Annotated in this window: 14 protein-coding genes; 8 read left to right on the plus strand and 6 right to left on the minus strand. The window is 71.8% G+C overall.

Annotated features, from left to right (window positions below; translation table 11 throughout):
- The first annotated feature begins 42 nt into the window (after window positions 1-42).
- The 4 genes from secD to AC0QU1_RS10340 all read left to right on the plus strand — a co-directional run bounded on the left by secD (window position 43) and on the right by AC0QU1_RS10340 (window position 6053).
- Entirely contained in the window at window positions 43-1959 is a 1917-nt protein-coding gene (secD, locus tag AC0QU1_RS10325) for a protein translocase subunit SecD (RefSeq protein ID WP_483576292.1), read from the plus strand.
- The gene (secF, locus tag AC0QU1_RS10330) at window positions 1959-3047 is read left to right on the plus strand and encodes a protein translocase subunit SecF (RefSeq protein ID WP_483576293.1); all 1089 of its coding nucleotides are present in this window, start codon (window positions 1959-1961) and stop codon (window positions 3045-3047) included. The genes secD and secF overlap by 1 nt, the downstream gene beginning before the upstream one ends.
- A gap of 11 nt (window positions 3048-3058) precedes the next feature.
- Window positions 3059-3643 carry an adenine phosphoribosyltransferase gene (locus AC0QU1_RS10335; protein WP_483576294.1) on the plus strand — a complete coding sequence of 195 codons (585 nt, stop codon included), beginning with the start codon at window positions 3059-3061 and terminating at the stop codon, window positions 3641-3643.
- Between the two features lie 73 nt (window positions 3644-3716).
- Window positions 3717-6053: a RelA/SpoT family protein gene (locus AC0QU1_RS10340; RefSeq protein ID WP_483576295.1), complete on the plus strand. Its 2337-nt coding sequence runs from the start codon at window positions 3717-3719 to the stop codon at window positions 6051-6053.
- A 98-nt stretch (window positions 6054-6151) separates the two neighbouring features.
- On the opposite strand, the gene AC0QU1_RS10345 is transcribed toward AC0QU1_RS10340, so the two are convergent.
- A complete protein-coding gene (locus AC0QU1_RS10345; RefSeq protein WP_483616545.1) occupies window positions 6152-7267 on the minus strand; it encodes an ATP-dependent DNA ligase in 1116 nt (371 codons plus the stop codon).
- Between the two features lie 273 nt (window positions 7268-7540).
- Between AC0QU1_RS10345 and AC0QU1_RS10350 the strand changes: the two genes are divergently transcribed.
- The gene (locus AC0QU1_RS10350; protein ID WP_483576297.1) at window positions 7541-7810 is read left to right on the plus strand and encodes a DUF7218 family protein; all 270 of its coding nucleotides are present in this window, start codon (window positions 7541-7543) and stop codon (window positions 7808-7810) included.
- A gap of 82 nt (window positions 7811-7892) precedes the next feature.
- Here the strand turns inward: AC0QU1_RS10350 and AC0QU1_RS10355 are convergent, their stop codons facing one another.
- From AC0QU1_RS10355 to AC0QU1_RS10370, 4 genes are all read right to left on the minus strand, one after another.
- Window positions 7893-8990, minus strand: coding sequence for a DNA polymerase domain-containing protein (locus AC0QU1_RS10355; protein ID WP_483576298.1), 1098 nt, complete (start codon window positions 8988-8990; stop codon window positions 7893-7895).
- 9 nt (window positions 8991-8999) lie between these two features.
- Window positions 9000-9620, minus strand: a complete 621-nt coding sequence (locus AC0QU1_RS10360; protein ID WP_483576299.1) for a hypothetical protein — start codon at window positions 9618-9620, stop codon at window positions 9000-9002.
- Between the two features lie 63 nt (window positions 9621-9683).
- Window positions 9684-11633 (minus strand): DUF349 domain-containing protein, encoded by a 1950-nt coding sequence (locus tag AC0QU1_RS10365; protein ID WP_483576300.1) that lies wholly within the window; start codon window positions 11631-11633, stop codon window positions 9684-9686.
- Entirely contained in the window at window positions 11630-12457 is an 828-nt protein-coding gene (locus AC0QU1_RS10370; RefSeq protein WP_483576301.1) for a peptidylprolyl isomerase, read from the minus strand. The genes AC0QU1_RS10365 and AC0QU1_RS10370 overlap by 4 nt, the downstream gene beginning before the upstream one ends.
- 242 nt (window positions 12458-12699) lie before the next feature.
- Here AC0QU1_RS10370 and hisS point away from each other — a divergent pair, with 242 nt between their 5' ends.
- The 3 genes from hisS (at window position 12700) to AC0QU1_RS10385 (ending at window position 17204) form a co-directional block, all read left to right on the plus strand.
- On the plus strand, window positions 12700-14076 hold the full coding sequence (hisS, locus tag AC0QU1_RS10375; RefSeq protein WP_483576302.1) for a histidine--tRNA ligase: 1377 nt from the start codon (window positions 12700-12702) through the stop codon (window positions 14074-14076).
- Between the two features lie 69 nt (window positions 14077-14145).
- Complete coding sequence (locus tag AC0QU1_RS10380; RefSeq protein WP_483576303.1) at window positions 14146-15282, plus strand: Rv2578c family radical SAM protein; 1137 nt, start codon at window positions 14146-14148, stop codon at window positions 15280-15282.
- A gap of 194 nt (window positions 15283-15476) precedes the next feature.
- Window positions 15477-17204, plus strand: a complete 1728-nt coding sequence (locus tag AC0QU1_RS10385) for an alpha/beta fold hydrolase (RefSeq protein WP_483576304.1) — start codon at window positions 15477-15479, stop codon at window positions 17202-17204.
- A gap of 155 nt (window positions 17205-17359) precedes the next feature.
- On the opposite strand, the gene AC0QU1_RS10390 is transcribed toward AC0QU1_RS10385, so the two are convergent.
- The gene (locus AC0QU1_RS10390) at window positions 17360-18574 is read right to left on the minus strand and encodes a pyridoxal phosphate-dependent aminotransferase (RefSeq protein WP_483576305.1); all 1215 of its coding nucleotides are present in this window, start codon (window positions 18572-18574) and stop codon (window positions 17360-17362) included.
- Between the last annotated feature and the right edge of the window lie 63 nt (window positions 18575-18637).

Here is an 18637-nt window from a genome sequence, read left to right on the forward strand (position 1 = left end):
GCGTCGGACGTACCCCGGCGCGCACACGAGAAGAGACAGACGTTGGCGACTGACACCCGGCGCTCGCGGCCGGTTCGCACGATCGTGATCCTCACGATCCTGACGATCCTGCTGCCCTTCGGCGCCCTCTTGGCCGGTTGGCAGCTCGACGGAAGGTCGAGCGACAATCCTGACGGCGCGAGCCTGGCCCCGGGCCTGGCGCTCGACCTGCAGGGCGGCACCCAGATCATCCTGGAAGCCGTCACCTCCGACGGGTCAGAGGTGACCCCGGAGGCGATGGAGGAGGCCATCGGCGTCATCCGGCAGCGTGTCGACGCCAACGGTGTGACCGAGGCCGAGATCGCGAGCCAGGGTGCGAACCAGATCGTGGTCGAGATCCCGGGCGAGGTGGACGACGAGACCATCGCGCTGATCTCGAAGGCCGCGCAGATGAAGTTCCGCCCGGTCCTGACCTACGGGGCCCCGCAGCCGACCGCGACGGCCGACCCGTCCGCCTCGCCCAGCGCTTCGGGTGACGCCGGCGACGACGCCAACGCAGATGGCGCCAACGCCGACGGCGGCGAGAGCGCGACCGCCGACAACCGCGCGGAGCTCGAGCGGAAGGCCGTCGAGGAGGCCAAGGACGTCGACCCGACGGACCCGAGCGACCTGGCGCAGATCACGCCCGCCGTCCAGCAGCTTTACGACGAGCTGGACTGCACCGACCCGAAGAACCTCGAGGGCGGTGGCGGCGACCACCCGGACCGCGTGCTCGTCACGTGCGACCAGACGGGTGCGGCCAAGTACATCCTCGGCCCGGTCGAGGTGGACGGCACCGACCTGAGCAGCGCGACGTCCGGCCTCATGCCGGGCGCGAACGGCACCGTCACCAACGAGTGGGGCGTCACCCTCGACTTCAACTCCGAGGGCACGGAGAAGTTCCGGAACACGACCGAACGGCTCGTGTCGCTGGAGCAGCCGCGCAACCAGTTCGCCATCGTGCTGGACGGCCTGATCGTCTCGGCGCCGAGCACCAACGAGCCCATTACCAACGGGCAGGCGACCATCTCCGGCTCCTTCACCCAGGAGTCGGCCGCCACGCTGGCCAACCAGCTCAGCTTCGGCTCGCTGCCGCTCACCTTCGAGGTGGACGGTCAGAACCAGATCTCCGCGACCCTGGGCTCCGAGCAGCTCCAGCGTGGCCTGTTCGCCGGCCTCATCGGCCTGGCCCTCGTGGTCGTGTACTCGATGTTCCAGTACCGCACGCTCGGCCTGCTGACCGTCATGTCGCTCGTCGTGGCCGGCGCGATGACCTACGTGGTGATCGCGCTCCTGAGCTGGGGCATGGGCTACCGCCTGTCCCTGCCGGGTATCGCCGGTCTGATCGTGGCCATCGGCTTCACGGCGGACTCGTTCATCGTGTACTTCGAACGTATCCGCGACGAGCTGCGCGACGGCAGGTCGCTGCGGCTGGCGGTCCAGCGCGGCTGGGTACGCGCCCGGCGCACCATCTACGCGGCCAAGTCCGTGAACCTGCTGTCGGCGATCATCCTGTACTTCATGACCGTCGGCGGCGTGCGCGGCTTCGCGTTCACGCTGGGCCTGACCACGATCATCGACATCATGGTGGTCATCTGGTTCACGCACCCGGTCATGGAGCTCATCTCGAAGATCCCGTTCTTCCGCGACGGCCACAGCGCGTCCGGCCTGTCGACCAGCCGGATCGAGTCGGTGCCCCGGTACCGCGGCGCCGGCCGGTTCTCCGGCCCGAAGGCCCCGGCCGACGGCGCCGACGCCGACGCACCCGACTTCGGCACGCCGGACCGGGAGCGCGAGCTGGTCTCGGCGCAGTCGGTGACCCCGGCGCCGCGCACCCGCGAGGACGGGCGCAGGATGACCATCGCGGAGCGGCGTGCCGCCGAGCGCAAGGCTGCCGCTGAGTCGGGCGACACGACTCAGCCGAACGAGGAGAACAACTGATGGCCGGCAGCTTCGCTCAGTGGGGCAACGACCTCTACACCGGGCGCAGGTCCTACCCGATCATCCAGCGGCGGCGCCTCTGGTTCTCGATCGTCGGCCTCCTGTCGGCCGCCTCGATCCTCGTCCTGGTGTTCCAGGGCCTGAACCTGGGCATCGACTTCCGCGGCGGTTCTGAGTTCACCGTCTCCGGCGTGGCCAGCACGGACGAGGACATCGCCCTCGACACCGTCGCCGAGGTCGCCCCGGGCGAGGAGCCGCACGTCACGCAGGTGGGCGCCGACTCCATGCGGGTGCAGGTCTCGCAGCTCGACAACGAGGAGACGGGCCGGCTCCAGGACGCCCTGGCGGAGGCCTACGGGGTCGAACCCTCCGAGGTCACGGCCAACTTCATCGGCCCCACCTGGGGCGAGTCCGTGAGCATGCGGGCCCTGTGGGGCACAGTCGCGTTCGTGGCGGCGGCGGCGATCTTCATGGCGCTGTACTTCCGGGCGTGGCGCATGTCGGCGGCCGCCATCATCGCGATGCTGCTCGACGTGCTGATCTCGGCCGGCGTGTACGCGGTGATCGGCTGGGAGGTCACGCCGTCGACCATCATCGGCTTCCTGACCATCCTCGGCTTCTCGCTGTACGACAAGATGGTCGTCTTCGACAAGGTGCGCGAGAACACCGCGGCCGTGACCGAGCAGTCCCGCAGCACGTACGCAGAGCGGGCCAACCTCGCGGTGAACCAGACCCTGGTCCGGTCCATCAACACCTCGGTCGTTGCGCTGCTGCCGGTCGCGGGCATCCTCTTCGTGGGTGGCTTCCTGCTGGGGGCCGGCACGCTGAACGACATCTCGCTGTCGCTGTTCGTCGGCATCGCGGTGGGCGCGACGTCGTCCATCTTCCTGGCCACGCCGCTGGACGTGGCGCTGCGCGAGCGCGAGCCCAAGATCGCCGCGCACACCCGGAAGGTCATGGACGCGCGGGCGGGCCTGGTGGCGGAGGGCGCCGACGAGAGCGTGCTCGCCGCCGCGGCGTCCGGCTCCGCGCAGCTCGTCCCCGGCCACCACCGGGGGCAGAGCGCTCAGCCCAGGCGTCGCCGGTAGGCTCACGCCTCGTGGCAGACGACCTGACCGACGTCGCCCTCTCCGGACTGCTGCCGGAGAGGGCGACGCGTATTCGCGACCTGATCGTGGACGTACCCGACTTCCCCTCCCCTGGAATCCTCTTCAAGGACATCACGCCCCTCCTGGCCGACGCCCGGGGGCTGGCCGACGTCGTGGAGGCCTTCACCCGGCTGGCCCTTGCCGACGGCGTCGACGTCGTGGCGGGTATGGAGGCGCGCGGCTTCCTGCTCGGCGCGCCGGTGGCCCACGCGCTCGGCCTGGGGTTCCTGCCCCTGCGGAAGGCCGGCAAGCTGCCGCCGCCCACGCAGAGCGTGTCCTACGACCTGGAGTACGGCTCGGCGGCGATCGAGCTGCGCTCGGGAACACTCACCCCGGGTGCACGCGTTCTCATCATTGACGACGTTCTCGCCACCGGTGGTACCGCGGCGGCAGCCGCACAGCTCGTGGAGCAGTGCGGGGGAGTGGTCGCCGGGCTCGCGTTCCTCATCGAGCTGGAGGCGCTCCACGGACGCGACAGGCTTCGTGGCCACAACGTCGATACTCTCCTTCGGGTAGACACGACGTCCGGTGAATGAGCCGACCGGACGGGGAATAGAGGTCCGAGGCTAGACTGGCGACTCCGGGTTTCCCGGGGAAGGAGGCGCGCACATGGCGGAGAACACGGTGTCACGCGCTTCTGTGCCCGAGAAGAACCCACCCACCCCGCCCGGTGGCAACCGGATGCGCAACCGGCTGGTGCGCCTCGGCGTGCGGAGCGTTGGCGGCGGCACGCCCGCGGCGATCGAGCCCCTGCTGCAGGCCATCCGCAGCAACCACCCCAGGTCCGACGTCGCGCTGATCGAGCGCGCCTACGTGGTCGCGGAGAAGGCGCACCGCGGGCAGATGCGCAAGAGCGGCGACCCGTACATCACGCACCCCGTCGCCGTCTCCACGATCCTGGCCGAGCTCGGGTTCGAGGGCACCACCATCGCGGCGGCGCTGCTGCACGACACGGTGGAGGACACCGACTACTCCCTGGAGACGCTGCGGAGCGAGTTCGGTGACGACGTCGCCCTGCTGGTGGACGGCGTCACCAAGCTCGACAAGGTGAAGTACGGCGACGCGGCGCAGGCCGAGACCGTGCGCAAGATGGTCGTCGCGATGGCCAAGGACATCCGCGTGCTGGTCATCAAGCTGGCCGACCGCCTGCACAACGCCCGCACCTGGAAGTACGTGCCGTCCAAGTCGGCCGAGCGCAAGGCGCGCGAGACCGTCGAGATCTACGCGCCGCTGGCCCACCGGCTGGGCATGAACACGATCAAGTGGGAGCTGGAGGACCTGTCCTTCCAGACCCTGTACCCCAAGGTGTACGACGAGATCGTGCACCTGGTGGCCGAGCGGGCTCCCGCGCGCGAGGAGTACCTCGGCGTGGTGAAGGGCCAGATCGAGTCGGACCTGCGCAGCGCCAAGATCAAGGCGACCGTGACGGGCCGGCCCAAGCACTACTACTCGATCTACCAGAAGATGATCGTGCGCGGCCACGACTTCGCGGAGATCTACGACCTGGTCGGCACGCGCGTCCTGGTGGACACCGTGCGCGACTGCTACGCGGCGCTCGGCGCCATGCACGCGCGGTGGAACCCGGTCCCCGGCCGGTTCAAGGACTACATCGCGATGCCGAAGTTCAACATGTACCAGTCGCTGCACACGACGGTGATCGGCCCGGGCGGCAAGCCCGTCGAGATCCAGATCCGCACGCACGACATGCACCGGCGCGCCGAGTACGGCGTGGCGGCGCACTGGAAGTACAAGGAGAAGACGCCGGCCGGCGGCGGCAGCGACCCGAAGAACCAGGACATGGCCTGGCTGCGCCAGCTCGTCGACTGGCAGCGCGAGACCGCCGACCCGGCGGAGTTCCTCGACTCGCTGCGGTTCGAGATCGGCGGCGACGAGGTCTACGTCTTCACGCCGAAGGGCATGGCGATGGCGCTGCCGGGCGGCGCGACGCCGGTCGACTTCGCCTACGCCGTGCACACCGAGGTGGGCCACCGCACGATGGGCGCCCGGGTGAACGGGCGCCTGGTGCCGCTGGACTCGCCGCTGGAGAACGGCGACGTCGTCGACATCCTGACCTCCAAGTCGGAGACGGCGGGGCCGAGCCGCGACTGGCTCGGGTTCGTGAAGTCGCCGCGCGCGCGGAACAAGATCCGCCAGTGGTTCACCAAGGAGCGCCGCGAGGAGGCCGTCGAGACCGGTAAGGACTCGATCGCCAAGGCCATGCGCAAGCAGGGCCTGCCGATCCAGCGCCTCATGTCGCACGAGACCCTGGTCGGGGTAGCGGACGAGATGAACTACCAGGACGTGTCCGCCCTGTACGCGGCCGTCGGCGAGGGGCAGATCTCCTCGGCGCACGTGGTGGAGAAGCTCGTCAAGGCGCTCGGCGGCGCCGACGGCGCGGAGGAGGACGTCGCCGAGGCGGCCCGGCCCGGCGGGCTCACCGCCCGGCGGGTGCGCTCGGGCGACCCGGGCGTGGTGCTCAAGGGCGCCGACTCGGCCGACGTGTGGGTCAAGCTCGCCAAGTGCTGCACGCCGGTACCGGGCGACGACATCGTCGGGTTCGTGACCCGCGGCCAGGGCGTGAGCGTGCACCGCACGGACTGCGTGAACCTGGACGGGCTGCGCAAGCAGCCGGAACGCCTCGTCGAGGTGGAGTGGACGCAGGGCGCCAACACGATGTTCCTGGTGCAGATCCAGGTCGAGGCGCTCGACCGGTCGCGCCTCCTGTCGGACGTCACGCGGGTGCTCTCCGAGAACCACGTCAACATCCTGTCGGCGTTCGTCTCGACGTCGGACGACCGGCTGGCGGTCTCCCGGTTCATCTTCGAGATGGCCGAGCCCGCGCACCTCGCAACGGTCCTGTCGGCGGTGCGGAAGGTCGAGGGCGTGTTCGACGTGCACCGCATCACCGGCACCAAGCCGGTCGAGCGGCCACAGCTCCCGGTCTGAGGCCGGCCCGCCAGGCGGGTCGGCCCGCGCCACGCTAGTCGGCCTCCCAGCGAGCCGGCCCGCCGGGCGCCCGGATGGCCCCGGACGCCCGTGCGCCGTCAGACGGTCCCTGGCGCGCCGGGAAGCAGTTTGCCCAGGTCGTAGCTGACCGGCTCCTCGAGCTGCTCGTAGGTGCACGACGCCGGCTCGCGGTCCGGCCGCCAGCGCTTGAACTGCGACGTGTGGCGGAACCGGGTGCCCTCCATGTGGTCGTAGCCCACCTCGAGCACGCGCTCCGGCCGCAGCGGCGTGAACGACAGGTCCTTGCCCGAGCTCCAGCGCGACTGCGCGCCGGGCAGCCGGTCGCCCACCTCCGCGTTCGCCGGGTCCGTCCAGCCGTGCCACGGGTGCTCCTCCGCCGCGGGGGTGCCTGGCTCGACGACCAGGGGCGCCAGCTCGGCGATGAGCTCGGCCCGCCGGGCCGCGGAGAACGACGCCGCGACGCCGACGAACTGCAGCCGCGGCTCGGGTGCCGCGTCGTCCCACAGGCCCAGCAGCAGGGAGCCCAGCAGCGGCTCCTGCGGCGTCGACGTCTTGTGCAGGCGGTAGCCCGCCAGCACGACGTCGGCGGTGCGCGTGTGCTTGACCTTGAGCATGTCGCGCTTGTTGGGCGCGTACACGCCGCCGGCGGGCTTGGCGACGACGCCGTCCAGGCCAGCGCCCTCGAACGAGCCGAACCACTCGGTGGCCACCGCGGCGTCCAGGGTGCGCGGCGTCGCGAACACCAGGGGGCCCGTCAGGCCCAGCCCGTCGAGCGCCTCGATCCGCTCGGTCAGGGGACGCTCCATGAGCGACTCGTCGCCGAGGGCCAGCACGTCGAACACCACCAGCGCCGCGGGGGTGGTCTCGGCGAGCATGTTCACCCGCGACGCCGCGGGGTGGATGCGCTGGGACAGCAGCTCGAAGTTGAGCTGCGCCGCGCCGTCGGCCGGGGACTGGGCGATGACGATCTCGCCGTCGACCACGCACCGCTCCGGGAGGGCGGCGCGCACCGCGGCCACGACGTCCGGGAAGTAGCGGTCCATCGGCTTGGCGTTGCGGGAGTCGATCCGCACGTCGTCGCCGTCGCGGTACACGATGGCGCGAAAGCCGTCCCACTTGGGCTCGTAGACGTAGGCGGGTCCGGCGTCGGTGACGGACTGGGCCGGCACCGACGCCACGCTCTTGGCGAGCATCGGCCGGACCGGCGGCTGGACGGGCAGGTTGAGTGTGGTCACGGGTACGAGCCTGCCTCAGCGCGGGGCATACCGCAGGGAGGCGCACCCGTCCGCGGACGTCCGGGAGCAGGTGGGCACGTTCGCGGAGCAGCGCAAGGTTTCCATGTGCTGCCGACGGCGGGGCGGGGCGGAACTCATCGGTGACCGCCGGACCGCTCCGCCGCGCGTGCGAGTTCGCCGGGTGCGGGTGATGGTGGACGGTGACGGTCATGCTGAACGGGAGGAGCAGTCATGCCGAAGCGTGAACCCGGACCCAGCGTCAAGGACAAGGAGCTGTACGAGAAGCTGCGCGACGAGGGCAGCTCCAAGGAGAAGTCCGCGCGCATCGCGAACGCCGCCGCTGGGTCGTCCCGCAAGAGCGTCGGCCGCAAGGGCGGCAAGGCGGGCGACTACGACGAGTGGACGGTGGAGCACCTGCGCAAGCGCGCCGCCGAGATCGGCATTCCGGGCCGGTCCTCGATGCGCAAGGGTGAGCTGATCAAGGCCCTGCGGTCCCACTGATCCTCCCGGCCCGCCCTCTCGATCGACGGCGTCGCGGCGGCCCTGCCCGACACCGGCCCGGCAGCCCTGCCGGGCCGGCGGGTCAGCTCGCGTCCTTGGACCGGTCCCTGTCCTTGTCCCGGCTCGGCTGGACCCGCTTGGGCTCGCCGGGCATCTTCGGGTACTCGGGCGGGTAGGGCAGGTCCTCCAGGCCCTCGGCCTCGTCGCGGGCCGCGAGGTCGAGGGCGGCGTCCAGCGAGCAGTCGAGGGCGGCGTCCCGGTCGGCGCGCAGCGCGGTGAACAGGTCGCCGCGCTCGGCGAACCGGGCGGGCGCCGTCGTGACGTCGAAGTCGTCGGGGTGCACGTGGGCCACCTCGTCCCAGTCCAGCGGCATCGACACCGTGGCCCTGCCGTTGGCGCGGATCGAGTAGGCCGAGGCGATGGTGCGGTCGCGGGCCATCTGGTTGTAGTCCACGAAGATGGCCTCGCCGCGCTCCTCCTTCCACCACCGGGTGGTGACCTGGCCGGGCAGCCGGCGTTCGAGCTCGCGCCCGATCGCGATGGTCGCGCGCCGCCCCTCTGTGAACGTCCACCGCGGCTCCAGCGGCACGAACACGTGCAGCCCCCGGCCGCCGGACGTCTTGGGGTACCCGGTCAGGTTCAGCTCGCCGAGCAGCTCCCGCAGGTGCGGCGCCACGGCCGCGGCGTCGGCGAAGTCGGTGCCGGGCTGGGGGTCGAGGTCGATGCGGAGCTGGTCCACCGCCTCGACGTCGTCCCGCCGCACGGGCCACGGGTGGAAGGTGAGCGTGCCCATGTTGGCCGCCCAGGCCACCACGGCGGGCTCGGTGGGGCAGACCTCGTCCGCCGTGCGGCCGGACGGGAACGCGATGGTCGCGGTCTCGACGTAGTCGGGTGCGCCCTTCGGGACGCGCTTCTGGTAGAAGCCGTCGCCCTTCGGGTCGTCCGGCTTCGGCATGCGGGTGGTCAGGTGCGCGCCCTCGTGCCAGCCCTTCGGCCAGCGCTCCAGCGTGGTGGGGCGGTGGAGCAGGGCGCCGGTGATGCCGTCGGACACGGCGACGAAGTACTCGACGACCTGCAGCTTGGTGATTCCACGGGGGAAGACGACGCGGTCGGGGCTCGTGACGCGCACCGTGCGGCCCGCGACGTCGAGCTCCACCGCTGGTGTCTTGGATCCGGCCATGTCCCGAAACTAGCCTGCCAGCCGCTCCAGCGCTGCCGTGAACGCCCGGTGCGCCGCGGGTCGGCCCACCACGCGCGCACGCCGGTCGAGCAGGCGCGCCGCGCGCCGCAGGTCCACGCCGAGCCCGGCCAGCGCGACGAGCACGGGCACAGCGGCCTCCGGCGAGGCGGTGCGGGCGACGTCGACGGCGGTGCGGGTCAGCCCGGTGACGGGCACTCCCGCGAGGTGGGTGGTGTCCCGCGCGAGCCCCGGTGCGCGCCGCGTGACCTGCCCGGACCGAGTCAGGGGCCGGTGGGTGTCGGGGGAGTAGGCCAGCTCGATCGCAGCGTCCGCGGGCCAGGCGGGGACGGCGGCGCCGTCGTACAGGCCGGTATGCACCCACGCGGCCGTGGACGCGGCCAGCACGCAGCGCGCGGGCACCTCGTGCGCGAGCGCCAGGGCGCGGTGCCCCGGGCCCACCACGGTGCCGACGGCGACGGCAGCGCCGTCGTGCAGCTCGACCAGGGCGCCGGCGCGGCGCAGGTCGGACCAGGCGACGGGGCCGCCCACGTGCGCGGGGGTGATCACGAGCGGCGCTGGCGGTGGGGCGGGGTCGAGGAGCGCGGCGAGGGAGGTGCGCGGGGGCGGCATGCGCAGAACCTACGTGCAGCGGGCCCGGTCGCGCAGTGCGACCGGGCCCGCTGTGGACAAGGGTCAGCCCCGTGAGTCCTCGGCTGCCTTGACGACCTGCTCGAGCCACGAGCGGCGGGCCGTCACGGCGGCCTCCAGCTCGGAGATCTTGCGCTTGTCGCCCTTGGCCTGGGCGTCGGCGAGGTTCGCCTCGAGGCCCGCGATCGCGGCCTCGAGCTGCGCTGCAGCACCCTCCGCGCGGGCCCGCGTCTCCGGGTTGGTGCGCTTCCACTGCGCCTGGTCGGCGTCGCGGACCGCGGTCTCGACCGCACGCAGACGGCCCTCGACGCGCTGGATGTCGCCGCGCGGCACCTTGCCGGCCTCCTCCCAGCGCTCCTGGATGCTCCGCAGGGCGGCCTTGGCCTTGTTCAGGTCCTTGACCGGCAGCAGCGCCTCCGCCTCTTCGAGCAGGACCTCCTTGACCTTGAGGTTCTCGCCGTACTCCGCGTCGATGGCGGCGTTCTCGGCGTCCCTGGCCTGGAAGAACCGGTCCTGGGCGGCCCGGAAGCGGGCCCACAGGGCGTCGTCGTCCTTGCGGGACGCGCGGCCCGCAGCCTTCCACCGCGACATGAGGTCGCGGTACGCGCCGGCGGTGTAGCCCCAGTCGGTGCTGGTGGACAGTGCCTCGGCCTCCGAGACCAGCTTCTCCTTCTCGATCTTGGCCGCGGTGTTGCGCTGCTCCAGGTCGGCGAAGAAGTGCCTGCGCTCGCGGTCGAACGCGGTGCGGGCGTGGCTGAACCGCTTCCAGAGCGACTCCTCCGTGGGGCGGTCGATGCGCGGGCCGGAGCGCTGGGCCTCCTTCCAGCGGTCCAGGAGGGCGCGCAGCTCCTCGCCGGCCGGGCGCCACTGCATCTTGCCCGGGTCGGTCGCCGCGATCTTCTCGGCGGCCTCCACGATCGCGGTGCGGGCGGCGACGGCCTCCGCCTTCGCGGCGGAACGCGCCTCCTCCAGGGCGGCCCGGCGCTCGGCGGAGCGGCCGCGCAGCGCCTCGACCCGGCCGCGCAGGCCGTCCAGGTCGCCGACGGCGGCGGGCTCCGCCGTCTCCTCGCCGAGCTTCTGGAGCGTCTGGTCGATCTCGCGCACCGACAGGTCCGCGCTCTCCAGGCGGGCCTCGAACAGGCCGACCTTCGCGCTCAGGTCGAGGTACCTGCGCACGTAGAGGGCCAGCGCCTCCTCGGTGGTCACGCCGGGGAACTGGCCCACGATGCGCTCACCGGTCGAGTCGCGCACGTAGACGTTGCCGTCGTCGTCGACGCGCCCGAACTTCTCCGCCTCGGCGTGCGCGACGGCGTCCGCTGCGGCGGGCACCACGGGCGTGGGGGCCGTGGCGGGGGCTGCGGCCGGCGTCACGGGGGCCGACGGCGCGCCCGGCTTGGGCGGCCGCGGCCTCGCGAGCGCGGCCGGCGACGGGATGGCCGAGGGCTTCGGGGCCATGGGCTTGGGCGCGGCGGGCTTGGGGGCGGGAGCGGCCGGGGTGGCAGGCTGCTCGGCTGCCGGGGGCTCCTCCGGCGCCGGCGCTTCCTCGGTGGCGGGCTCCTGGGCGGCGGCGTCGTCCGTCGAGGCGTCGGCGGCCGGTGCGTCGTCCGCCGGGACGTTGGTCTCCGGGACGTCGGCCTCGGCGGCGGGAGCCTCCTCCGCGGCGGCATCCTGTGCCGGAGCGTCCTCGGCAACCTGGGTCTCGGCGACCGGCGTCTCCTCGGCAGGCGCTTCTTCGGCAGGCGCTTCCTCGGGTGCTTCCTGCGCAGTGCCTTCCTCGGCGGGGGCCTCGTCGGCCGTTGCCTCCGCAGGGGCCTCGGGAGTCTCCTCCGCGCCGTCCTCGGGTGTGTCCGGTGCCGCGTCTGCCTCGACGGCGGCCTCAGGCGCCTCGCTCACCGCCTCGGCGGGAGATTCGGCTGCGGTCGGAGTCTCGGCCACTGACTCGTCGGGCGCGTCCTGCTGGACGGGCTCGTTCGAGCGAGAAGTGGGTTCGCTCACTGGGTCTCAACTCCTTCGATGGTGACCGGGTCGGTAGGCGCGCCGTCTGATGCGCCGCCTGCCACCCCCGCGTCAGCGACTGCCTGGACGAAGTCCAGGCCGGATGTGATCGTGCCGAAGACCGTGTACCCGCCGGCTTCGTCGGACGGGATGGTCGATTCCTCGTAGACGAGGAAGAACTGGGAGCCCATGGACTCCGCGTCGCCGCTGCGGCGCGCCATCGCGACGGTACCCGCTGGGTAGACGTCGTCCTCCGGGGCGTTCTCGACGGGGCCGAAGCTGTAGCCGGGGCTGCCGGAGCCGGTGAGCGTCGGGTCGCCGCACTGAAGCACGAAGATGCCCTCTGTGGTGAGGCGGTGGCAGCCGGTGCCGTCGAAGTAGCCGTCCTGCGCGAGCGTGACGAAGCTCGCGACGGCCTGCGGTGCGGCCGCGCCGTCGAGCTCGAGGACGATGTCGGCGTTGGTGTCGCCGGAGCAGGCCTGCAGCGTGACGGTCCAGGTGCGGTCCTCGGCGACGGCGGGCTCGGCGAGCTCGTACGTGTCCCTCGCCTCCTCGACGGGCGCCGGGCACGCGCTGGCGCTGCCCGTGTTGACCACGGCGGCGATCACGAAGGCGGCCACGAGCGCGAGCACGGTGCACAGCGCGACCACCAGCCACACGCGCTGTGTGCGGGCGCGCTTGGCTGCCTGCCGCCGCGCCCGCTTCTCCGCCTGCTTGGCCTGCTGCGCGCGCTGCCGCTGCTTGGTGGACGCCACCACGTTCCCTTCGCCGTGCTCTCTTGTGCTCGCCTCGACCCGGGGTACGGTCGCCGTGGACCGCTTCACCTGCCGGATCCGGGGCGAATCACCCCGTGCGGGGACAGTGTAGGCATCGGATGCCAGCTCATACTGTCTGAACGGTTCGGCCGACGGGTGAAGAAGGGGTCTGCCCGGGGGTCGGACGCCGCTGGTGGGCCTGGTCGACGACGCGGCCTCATGCCGCGCGCCGACCTCACCGCGGGGCGCGCGGAAGCGCGGCTGTGGAAAAGCCGGGCTGACCGGCTCGCGCTCGTGGGAAGATTTGAGGCATGGCAAAGCCCACTCCTCTCTCCGGTTTCCCCGAATGGCTCCCTGACGGTCGCATCGTCGAGCAGCACGTGCTCGACACACTGCGCCACACGTTCGAGCTGCACGGGTTCACCGGGGTAGAGACGCGGGCCGTCGAGCCGCTGGACCAGCTCCTGCGCAAGGGCGAGACCTCCAAGGAGGTCTACGTGCTGTCGCGGCTCCAGGACGAGGACGGCGCCAGGCAGGGCTCCGAGAAGCAGCTCGGGCTGCACTTCGACCTGACCGTGCCGTTCGCGCGGTACGTGCTGGAGAACGCCGGCCGCATCCCGTTCCCGTTCAAGCGCTACCAGATCCAGAAGGTCTGGCGCGGCGAGCGCCCGCAGGAGGGTCGCTTCCGCGAGTTCATCCAGGCCGACATCGACATCGTCGGCGCGGGCGAGCTGCCCTACCACTTCGAGGTCGAGGCGCCGCTGGTCATGGCGGAGGCCCTCGGCGCGCTGGGCGAGATCGGCCTGCCGCCGGTCCGCATCCTGGTGAACAACCGCAAGGTCGCCGAGGGCTTCTACCGCGGCATCGGCCTGGCCGACATCGAAGGCGTGCTGCGGCAGATCGACAAGCTCGACAAGATCGGTCCGGACAAGGTGTCCGAGCTGCTCGTGACCGAGTGCGGCGCCACGGACGACCAGGCCAAGGCCTGCCTGGCGCTCGCGTCCGTCTCCGGGTCCGACGTCGGCGTGATCGACGAGGTGCGTGCGCTCGCCGAGTCGCACGGCGCGGTGACGGAACTGCTGGAGACGGGCCTGGCCGAGCTGGGAGCGCTGATCGCGGCCGCCGCCGAGCGGGCGCCCGGCGTGGTGGTCGCGGACCTGAAGATCGCGCGCGGCCTCGACTACTACACCGGCTCGGTCTACGAGACGGTGCTGGTGGGGCACGAGCAGCTCGGTTCGGTCTGCTCGGGCGGCCGGTACGACACGCTCGCCTCCGACGGCAAGAACACCTACCCGGGCGTCGGCCTGTCGATCGGCGTCTCGCGTCTGGTCTCGCGCCTGCTGTCGGCCGAGCTGGTGCAGGCGACCCGGTCGGTGCCGTCCGCCGTGCTGGTCGCGGTGACGTCCGAGGAGGAGCGCGCCGCGTCCGACGTCGTGGCCACGGCGCTGCGGGCCCGGGACATCCCGGTCGAGGTGGCGCCGAACGCCGCGAAGTTCGGCCGGCAGATCAAGTACGCCGACCGGCGGGGCATCCCGTTCGTGTGGTTCCCGGGTTCGGTGGGCGAGGGCGGCACCGTGGGGCCCGACCAGGTCAAGGACATCCGGTCGGGCGACCAGGTCGACGCCGACGCCGCGACGTGGGAGCCGCCGGCCGAGGACCGCTGGCCGCGGGTGGTCCCGAAGGGCTGACAACCCGGCACGGCGACGCTCCTGGCGTAACGGCTTGACGCATGTTCGAACGAATGTTCGAATCAGATCATGCGTTGGCACGGTCAGGCGATCACTCACGACGACGGTGCGCTGCCCGGGCTCGAGCTGCCCGAGCTGCGCACCGCCGGACTGCTGCGGACCGTACGGTCGCCCGAGTTCGCGGGCGTCACGTTCCACGAGGTGCTCGCCAAGAGCGCCCTGTCGAAGGTCCCGGCGGCATCGCAGATGCCGTTCCGGTGGACGATCAACCCTTACCGGGGCTGTTCGCATGCGTGCGCCTATTGCTTTGCACGTCAGACGCACGAATACCTCGACCTGGATTCCGGGCACGACTTCGACTCGCAGGTCGTCGTCAAGGTCAACGCCGACCAGGTGCTGCGCGCCGAGCTCGCCAAGCCGTCCTGGGTCCACGAGCCCGTCGCGCTCGGCACCAACACCGACCCCTACCAGCGGGCCGAGGGCCGCTACCGGCTCATGCCAGGCATCATCTCGGCGCTCGCGGACTCGGGCACGCCGTTCTCGATCCTGACCAAGGGCACGCTCCTGCGGCGCGACCTGCCCCTGCTCGTCGAGGCGGCGCAGAAGGTCGACATCGGGCTGGGTGTGTCGCTGGCCTTCGCCGACACGCCGTCCGGCAAGGAGCTGCAGCAGTCCGTGGAGCCCGGCACGCCCACGCCGCGCGCCCGCCTCGACCTGATCCGGGCGATCCGCGCGGCCGGCCTGCCGTGCGGCGTCATGGTCGCGCCCGTGCTGCCGTGGCTGACCGACTCCCTCGCCCACCTCGAACGGCTTCTCGACGACCTGGCCGACGCCGGGGCGACCGGCGTCACCGTGCTGCCCCTGCACCTGCGCCCGGGCGCCCGCGAGTGGTACCTGGGCTGGCTCGAACGCTCCTACCCGCACCTCGTGGAGGGCTACGGCCGGGTCTACGCGCGCGGCGCGTACGCCCACAAGGGCTACCGGGACTGGCTCTGGCAGCGGGTGCGTCCGCTGCTCGACGAGCGCGGGCTGGGCGGGGCCGCGATGCACCGCACCCGAGCTGCCGGCGTGTCCGACAGCGACACGTCCGACAACGATCGGCACGGCGAGGGCGACTATCCGCGCGGCGCCTTCACCGGCATGCGCGCCGACGGCGCGGGCGCGGCCTCCTTGGCCGCGGACATCGGCAGCGAGACCCTGTTCTGACCCGTCCCCGCGCGCCGACCCGCCCGCCGAGACGACTACTGACTTCCGTTCACCATGCAGTTGCTGCCAGATCCGACGGCAAACTGGCAGCAACTGCATGGTGAACCGGAGTCAGTAGCCAACGACCGGTTCGGGCGTGGTGGTGCCGGGCGATTTTCGTTGTGTGTCCTGGTAGGGCCTGTTTCACTCGAAGCATGACCTTGCGCTCGACGGCGATGCGCCCAGTCCGCGCGGCCGTGACCCAGACCCTGTCCTTGCTCACCATCGGCGCGCTGCTCGTCGTCGGCGCGGTGCCCGCGCAGTCGGCGACCACTGCGGCGTCGTCCGACGGCGGCGCGCCGCCCTCCGCAAGTTCCGCCGGCGACATCCCCTGGACCGAGTGCGCGAACGAGGGGGCCGCCGCCTTCGACTGCGCCACCATCGAGGTGCCCTCGGACTACGACGAGCCCCAGGGCCCCACCACCACGATCGGGGTGACCCGCCTGCCCGCACTGGACCAGGAGAACCGCATAGGCAGCGTGGTGGTCAACTTCGGCGGGCCGGGCGGGCCCGGTGTGTCGACCCTGCACGCGCTCGGCGCGATCCTCTTCGACACGTCCGTCCGCGAGCGCTTCGACATCGTCAGCTTCGACCCGCGCGCCGTGGGCACGTCCGACCCGGCCACCTGCTTTCCCACGGCCGAGGCCGAGCAGGAGTTCCTGGCGTCCAGCCTGGTGCTCCCGCTGACCCGGGCGGAGAACGCCCGGTTCCTCCGCGAGGCGGCGCTGCTCGGCACGGGCTGCACGGTGTTCGGCGGCGACCGCATCGCCACGGCGTCGACGGCGAACGTGGCCCGCGACATGGACGTGCTGCGGGAGCGGCTGGGCGACGACGCGCTCACCTATGTCGGGTACTCGTACGGCACGGTGCTCGGCGCGACGTACGGGGCGCTGTTCCCGGACAACGTGCGCGCGCTGGTGCTCGACGGCACGCTCGACCCGCGGGTGTGGACCGGCGAGGCGAACGGCGAGCTCTTCGGCAAGCGGATCCGGCAGGCGGAGGGCGCCACGGAGACCTACGGCGAGTTCGTCCGGCTGTGCCGCGAGGCGGGCGAGCGCTGCGCCCTCAACGCGCTGGGCGATCCCGCCGACGTCGTCGAGGACGTCTACGCGGCGCTGAAGGAGCAGCCCGTCGAGATCCCGGCCGGGGACGGGACGACCATCGAGGTGGGGTACGGCGCCCTGGTCGCCCAGGTGTTCTTCTCGATGTACGGCGCGGCGGCCTGGTCGGACCTGGCGGCCCTGCTCGCCCAGCTCGCCGTCCTGACGGGCGTGGCCCCGTCGGCGCGTGCGCAGGCGCTGGACTCGGGACCGTCGATCAGCGAGCTGCTGCGCCGCCTCGGCATCTCCGAGGACTACGAGTCCATCGGCGGCGGGGTCGCGCCCGTCTGCACGGACGCCGACTTCCCCGGACGGCCGGCGTCCTACCCGCGCAAGGTCGACGCGCTCGACGAGCAGTACCCGCACTTCGGCCGGTTCCGCGGCTGGGTGGGCATCCAGTGCGAGTTCGTGCCCGTCGACGACGAGGACGCCTACGCCGGCCCGTGGGAGCAGACGACGGAGCAGCCCGTGCTCGTGATCGGCACCCGGTTCGACCCGGCCACCCACTACGGCTTCACCGCGCCGTACGCGTCGCTGTGGCCGGACGCCCGGATGCTCACCGTCGACGGCTGGGGCCACACGACCATCGGCCTGAGCACCTGCGCCGACGCGGCGATCGCGCGCTACCTCGTCACGCTCGAGGCCGACGACGGCGCGGTGTGCGAGCAGGACGTGGTGCCGTTCGCGCCGAGCACGCTGCGGGACGACCAGCGGCCGCTCGTTCCCGCGCCGCGGATCCCCGGCCTGCCCGGGCTGACGCCGCTGGCCGGCGCCGCGGGCTGACCTCGCGCGCGTTCGGCAGGAACGTGTCGGGCGCTCAGGTCACTTACGCGACCTGAGCGCCCGACGCATGCGACGGCCTTTCGCGCGCATCGGCCGTCAAGCCGGGCGCCGTCAGACCCCCGCTGTCAGACGCCCCGCCGTCAGACGCCCCGCCGTCAGGCGCGCAGTATCTCCAGGTGCTCCGCGATCCGGCCGATCGCCTCGGTGAGCACGTCGACGTCGGGCAGGGTCACCAGGCGGAAATGGTCCGGCTCCGGCCAGTTGAACCCGGTCCCGTGCGTGACCAGGATCTTCTTGTCACGCAGCAGGCCGATCACAAAAGTCTCGTCGTCGTCGATCGGATACATCTCGGGGTCCAGGCGCGGGAAGCAGTACAGTGCGCCGCGCGGGCGCACGGACGTGACGCCCGGGATCTCGTTGAGCAGCTTGTCGGCGAGCATGGACTGCTCGTAGAACCGGCCGCCGGGCACGATGAGCTCGTTGATCGACTGATAGCCGCCGAGCGCCGTCTGGATGGCGTGCTGGGCCGGCACGTTGGCGCACATGCGCATGTTCGACACGAGGGTCAGGCCCTCGATGAAGTCGGCGGCGCGGTGCTTGGGTCCGGAGATCATGGCCCAGCCCGACCGGTAGCCGGCGATCCGGTAGGCCTTGGACAGGCCGCTGAACGTGATCGTCAGGACGTCGTCGCCGGCGAAGGTGGCCGTGTGGTGGTGGGTCGCGCCGTCGAACAGGATCTTCTCGTAGATCTCGTCGCTCAGCAGGATCAGGTCGTGCCTGCGCGCCAGCTCCGCCAGGCCCTTGACCGTGGCCTCGCTGTACACGGCGCCGGTCGGGTTGTTCGGGTTGATGATCACGAGCGCGCGGGTGGCGGGCGTGATCAGTGCCTCGATGTCCTCCAGGGACGGGTTCCACCCGTTGTCCTCGTCGCAGCGGTAGTGCACGGGCGTGCCGCCCTGCAGGCTCACCGCCCCGGTCCACAGCGGGTAGTCCGGCGCGGGGATCAGCACCTCGTCGCCGTTGTCGATCAGTGCCTGCAGCACCATGCTGATCATCTCGGAGACGCCGTTGCCGATGTACACGTCCTCGACGCGGGTGTCGAGGCCGTGCGTCTGGTAGTAGTTCGCGACGGCGGTGCGCGCCGAGTAGATGCCGCGGCTGTCGCTGTAGCCCTGGGCCTCGGGCAGGTGGTGGATCATGTCCGCGAGGATCGCCTCGGGCGCGTCGAAGCCGAACGGCGCCGGGTTGCCGATGTTCAGCTTGAGGATCTTGTGACCCTCGGCCTCGAGCCGGTACGCCTCCTCGAGGATCGGACCCCGGACGTCGTACCGGACGGACTTCAGCTTTCGGCTCTGCCTGATCTCTCGCATCCGCACATGGTCGCAGGTCCGCGGAACCGTCTGCGCGCGGTGGCGCGCCGGCGAGACGCATTC

Source organism: Promicromonospora noduliphila (assembly GCF_056951025.1).

Coding starts and splice junctions, on each gene's coding strand:
- secF (WP_483576293.1), top strand. CDS start 1,959: ATGGCCGGCAGCTTCGCTCAGTGGGGCAACGACCTCTACACCGGGCGC.
- AC0QU1_RS10340 (WP_483576295.1), top strand. CDS start 3,717: ATGGCGGAGAACACGGTGTCACGCGCTTCTGTGCCCGAGAAGAACCCA.
- AC0QU1_RS10345 (WP_483616545.1), bottom strand. CDS start 7,267: ATGCTCGCCAAGAGCGTGGCGTCGGTGCCGGCCCAGTCCGTCACCGAC.
- AC0QU1_RS10350 (WP_483576297.1), top strand. CDS start 7,541: ATGCCGAAGCGTGAACCCGGACCCAGCGTCAAGGACAAGGAGCTGTAC.
- AC0QU1_RS10355 (WP_483576298.1), bottom strand. CDS start 8,990: ATGGCCGGATCCAAGACACCAGCGGTGGAGCTCGACGTCGCGGGCCGC.
- AC0QU1_RS10360 (WP_483576299.1), bottom strand. CDS start 9,620: ATGCCGCCCCCGCGCACCTCCCTCGCCGCGCTCCTCGACCCCGCCCCA.
- hisS (WP_483576302.1), top strand. CDS start 12,700: ATGGCAAAGCCCACTCCTCTCTCCGGTTTCCCCGAATGGCTCCCTGAC.
- AC0QU1_RS10380 (WP_483576303.1), top strand. CDS start 14,146: ATGCGTTGGCACGGTCAGGCGATCACTCACGACGACGGTGCGCTGCCC.
- AC0QU1_RS10385 (WP_483576304.1), top strand. CDS start 15,477: ATGACCTTGCGCTCGACGGCGATGCGCCCAGTCCGCGCGGCCGTGACC.
- AC0QU1_RS10390 (WP_483576305.1), bottom strand. CDS start 18,574: ATGCGAGAGATCAGGCAGAGCCGAAAGCTGAAGTCCGTCCGGTACGAC.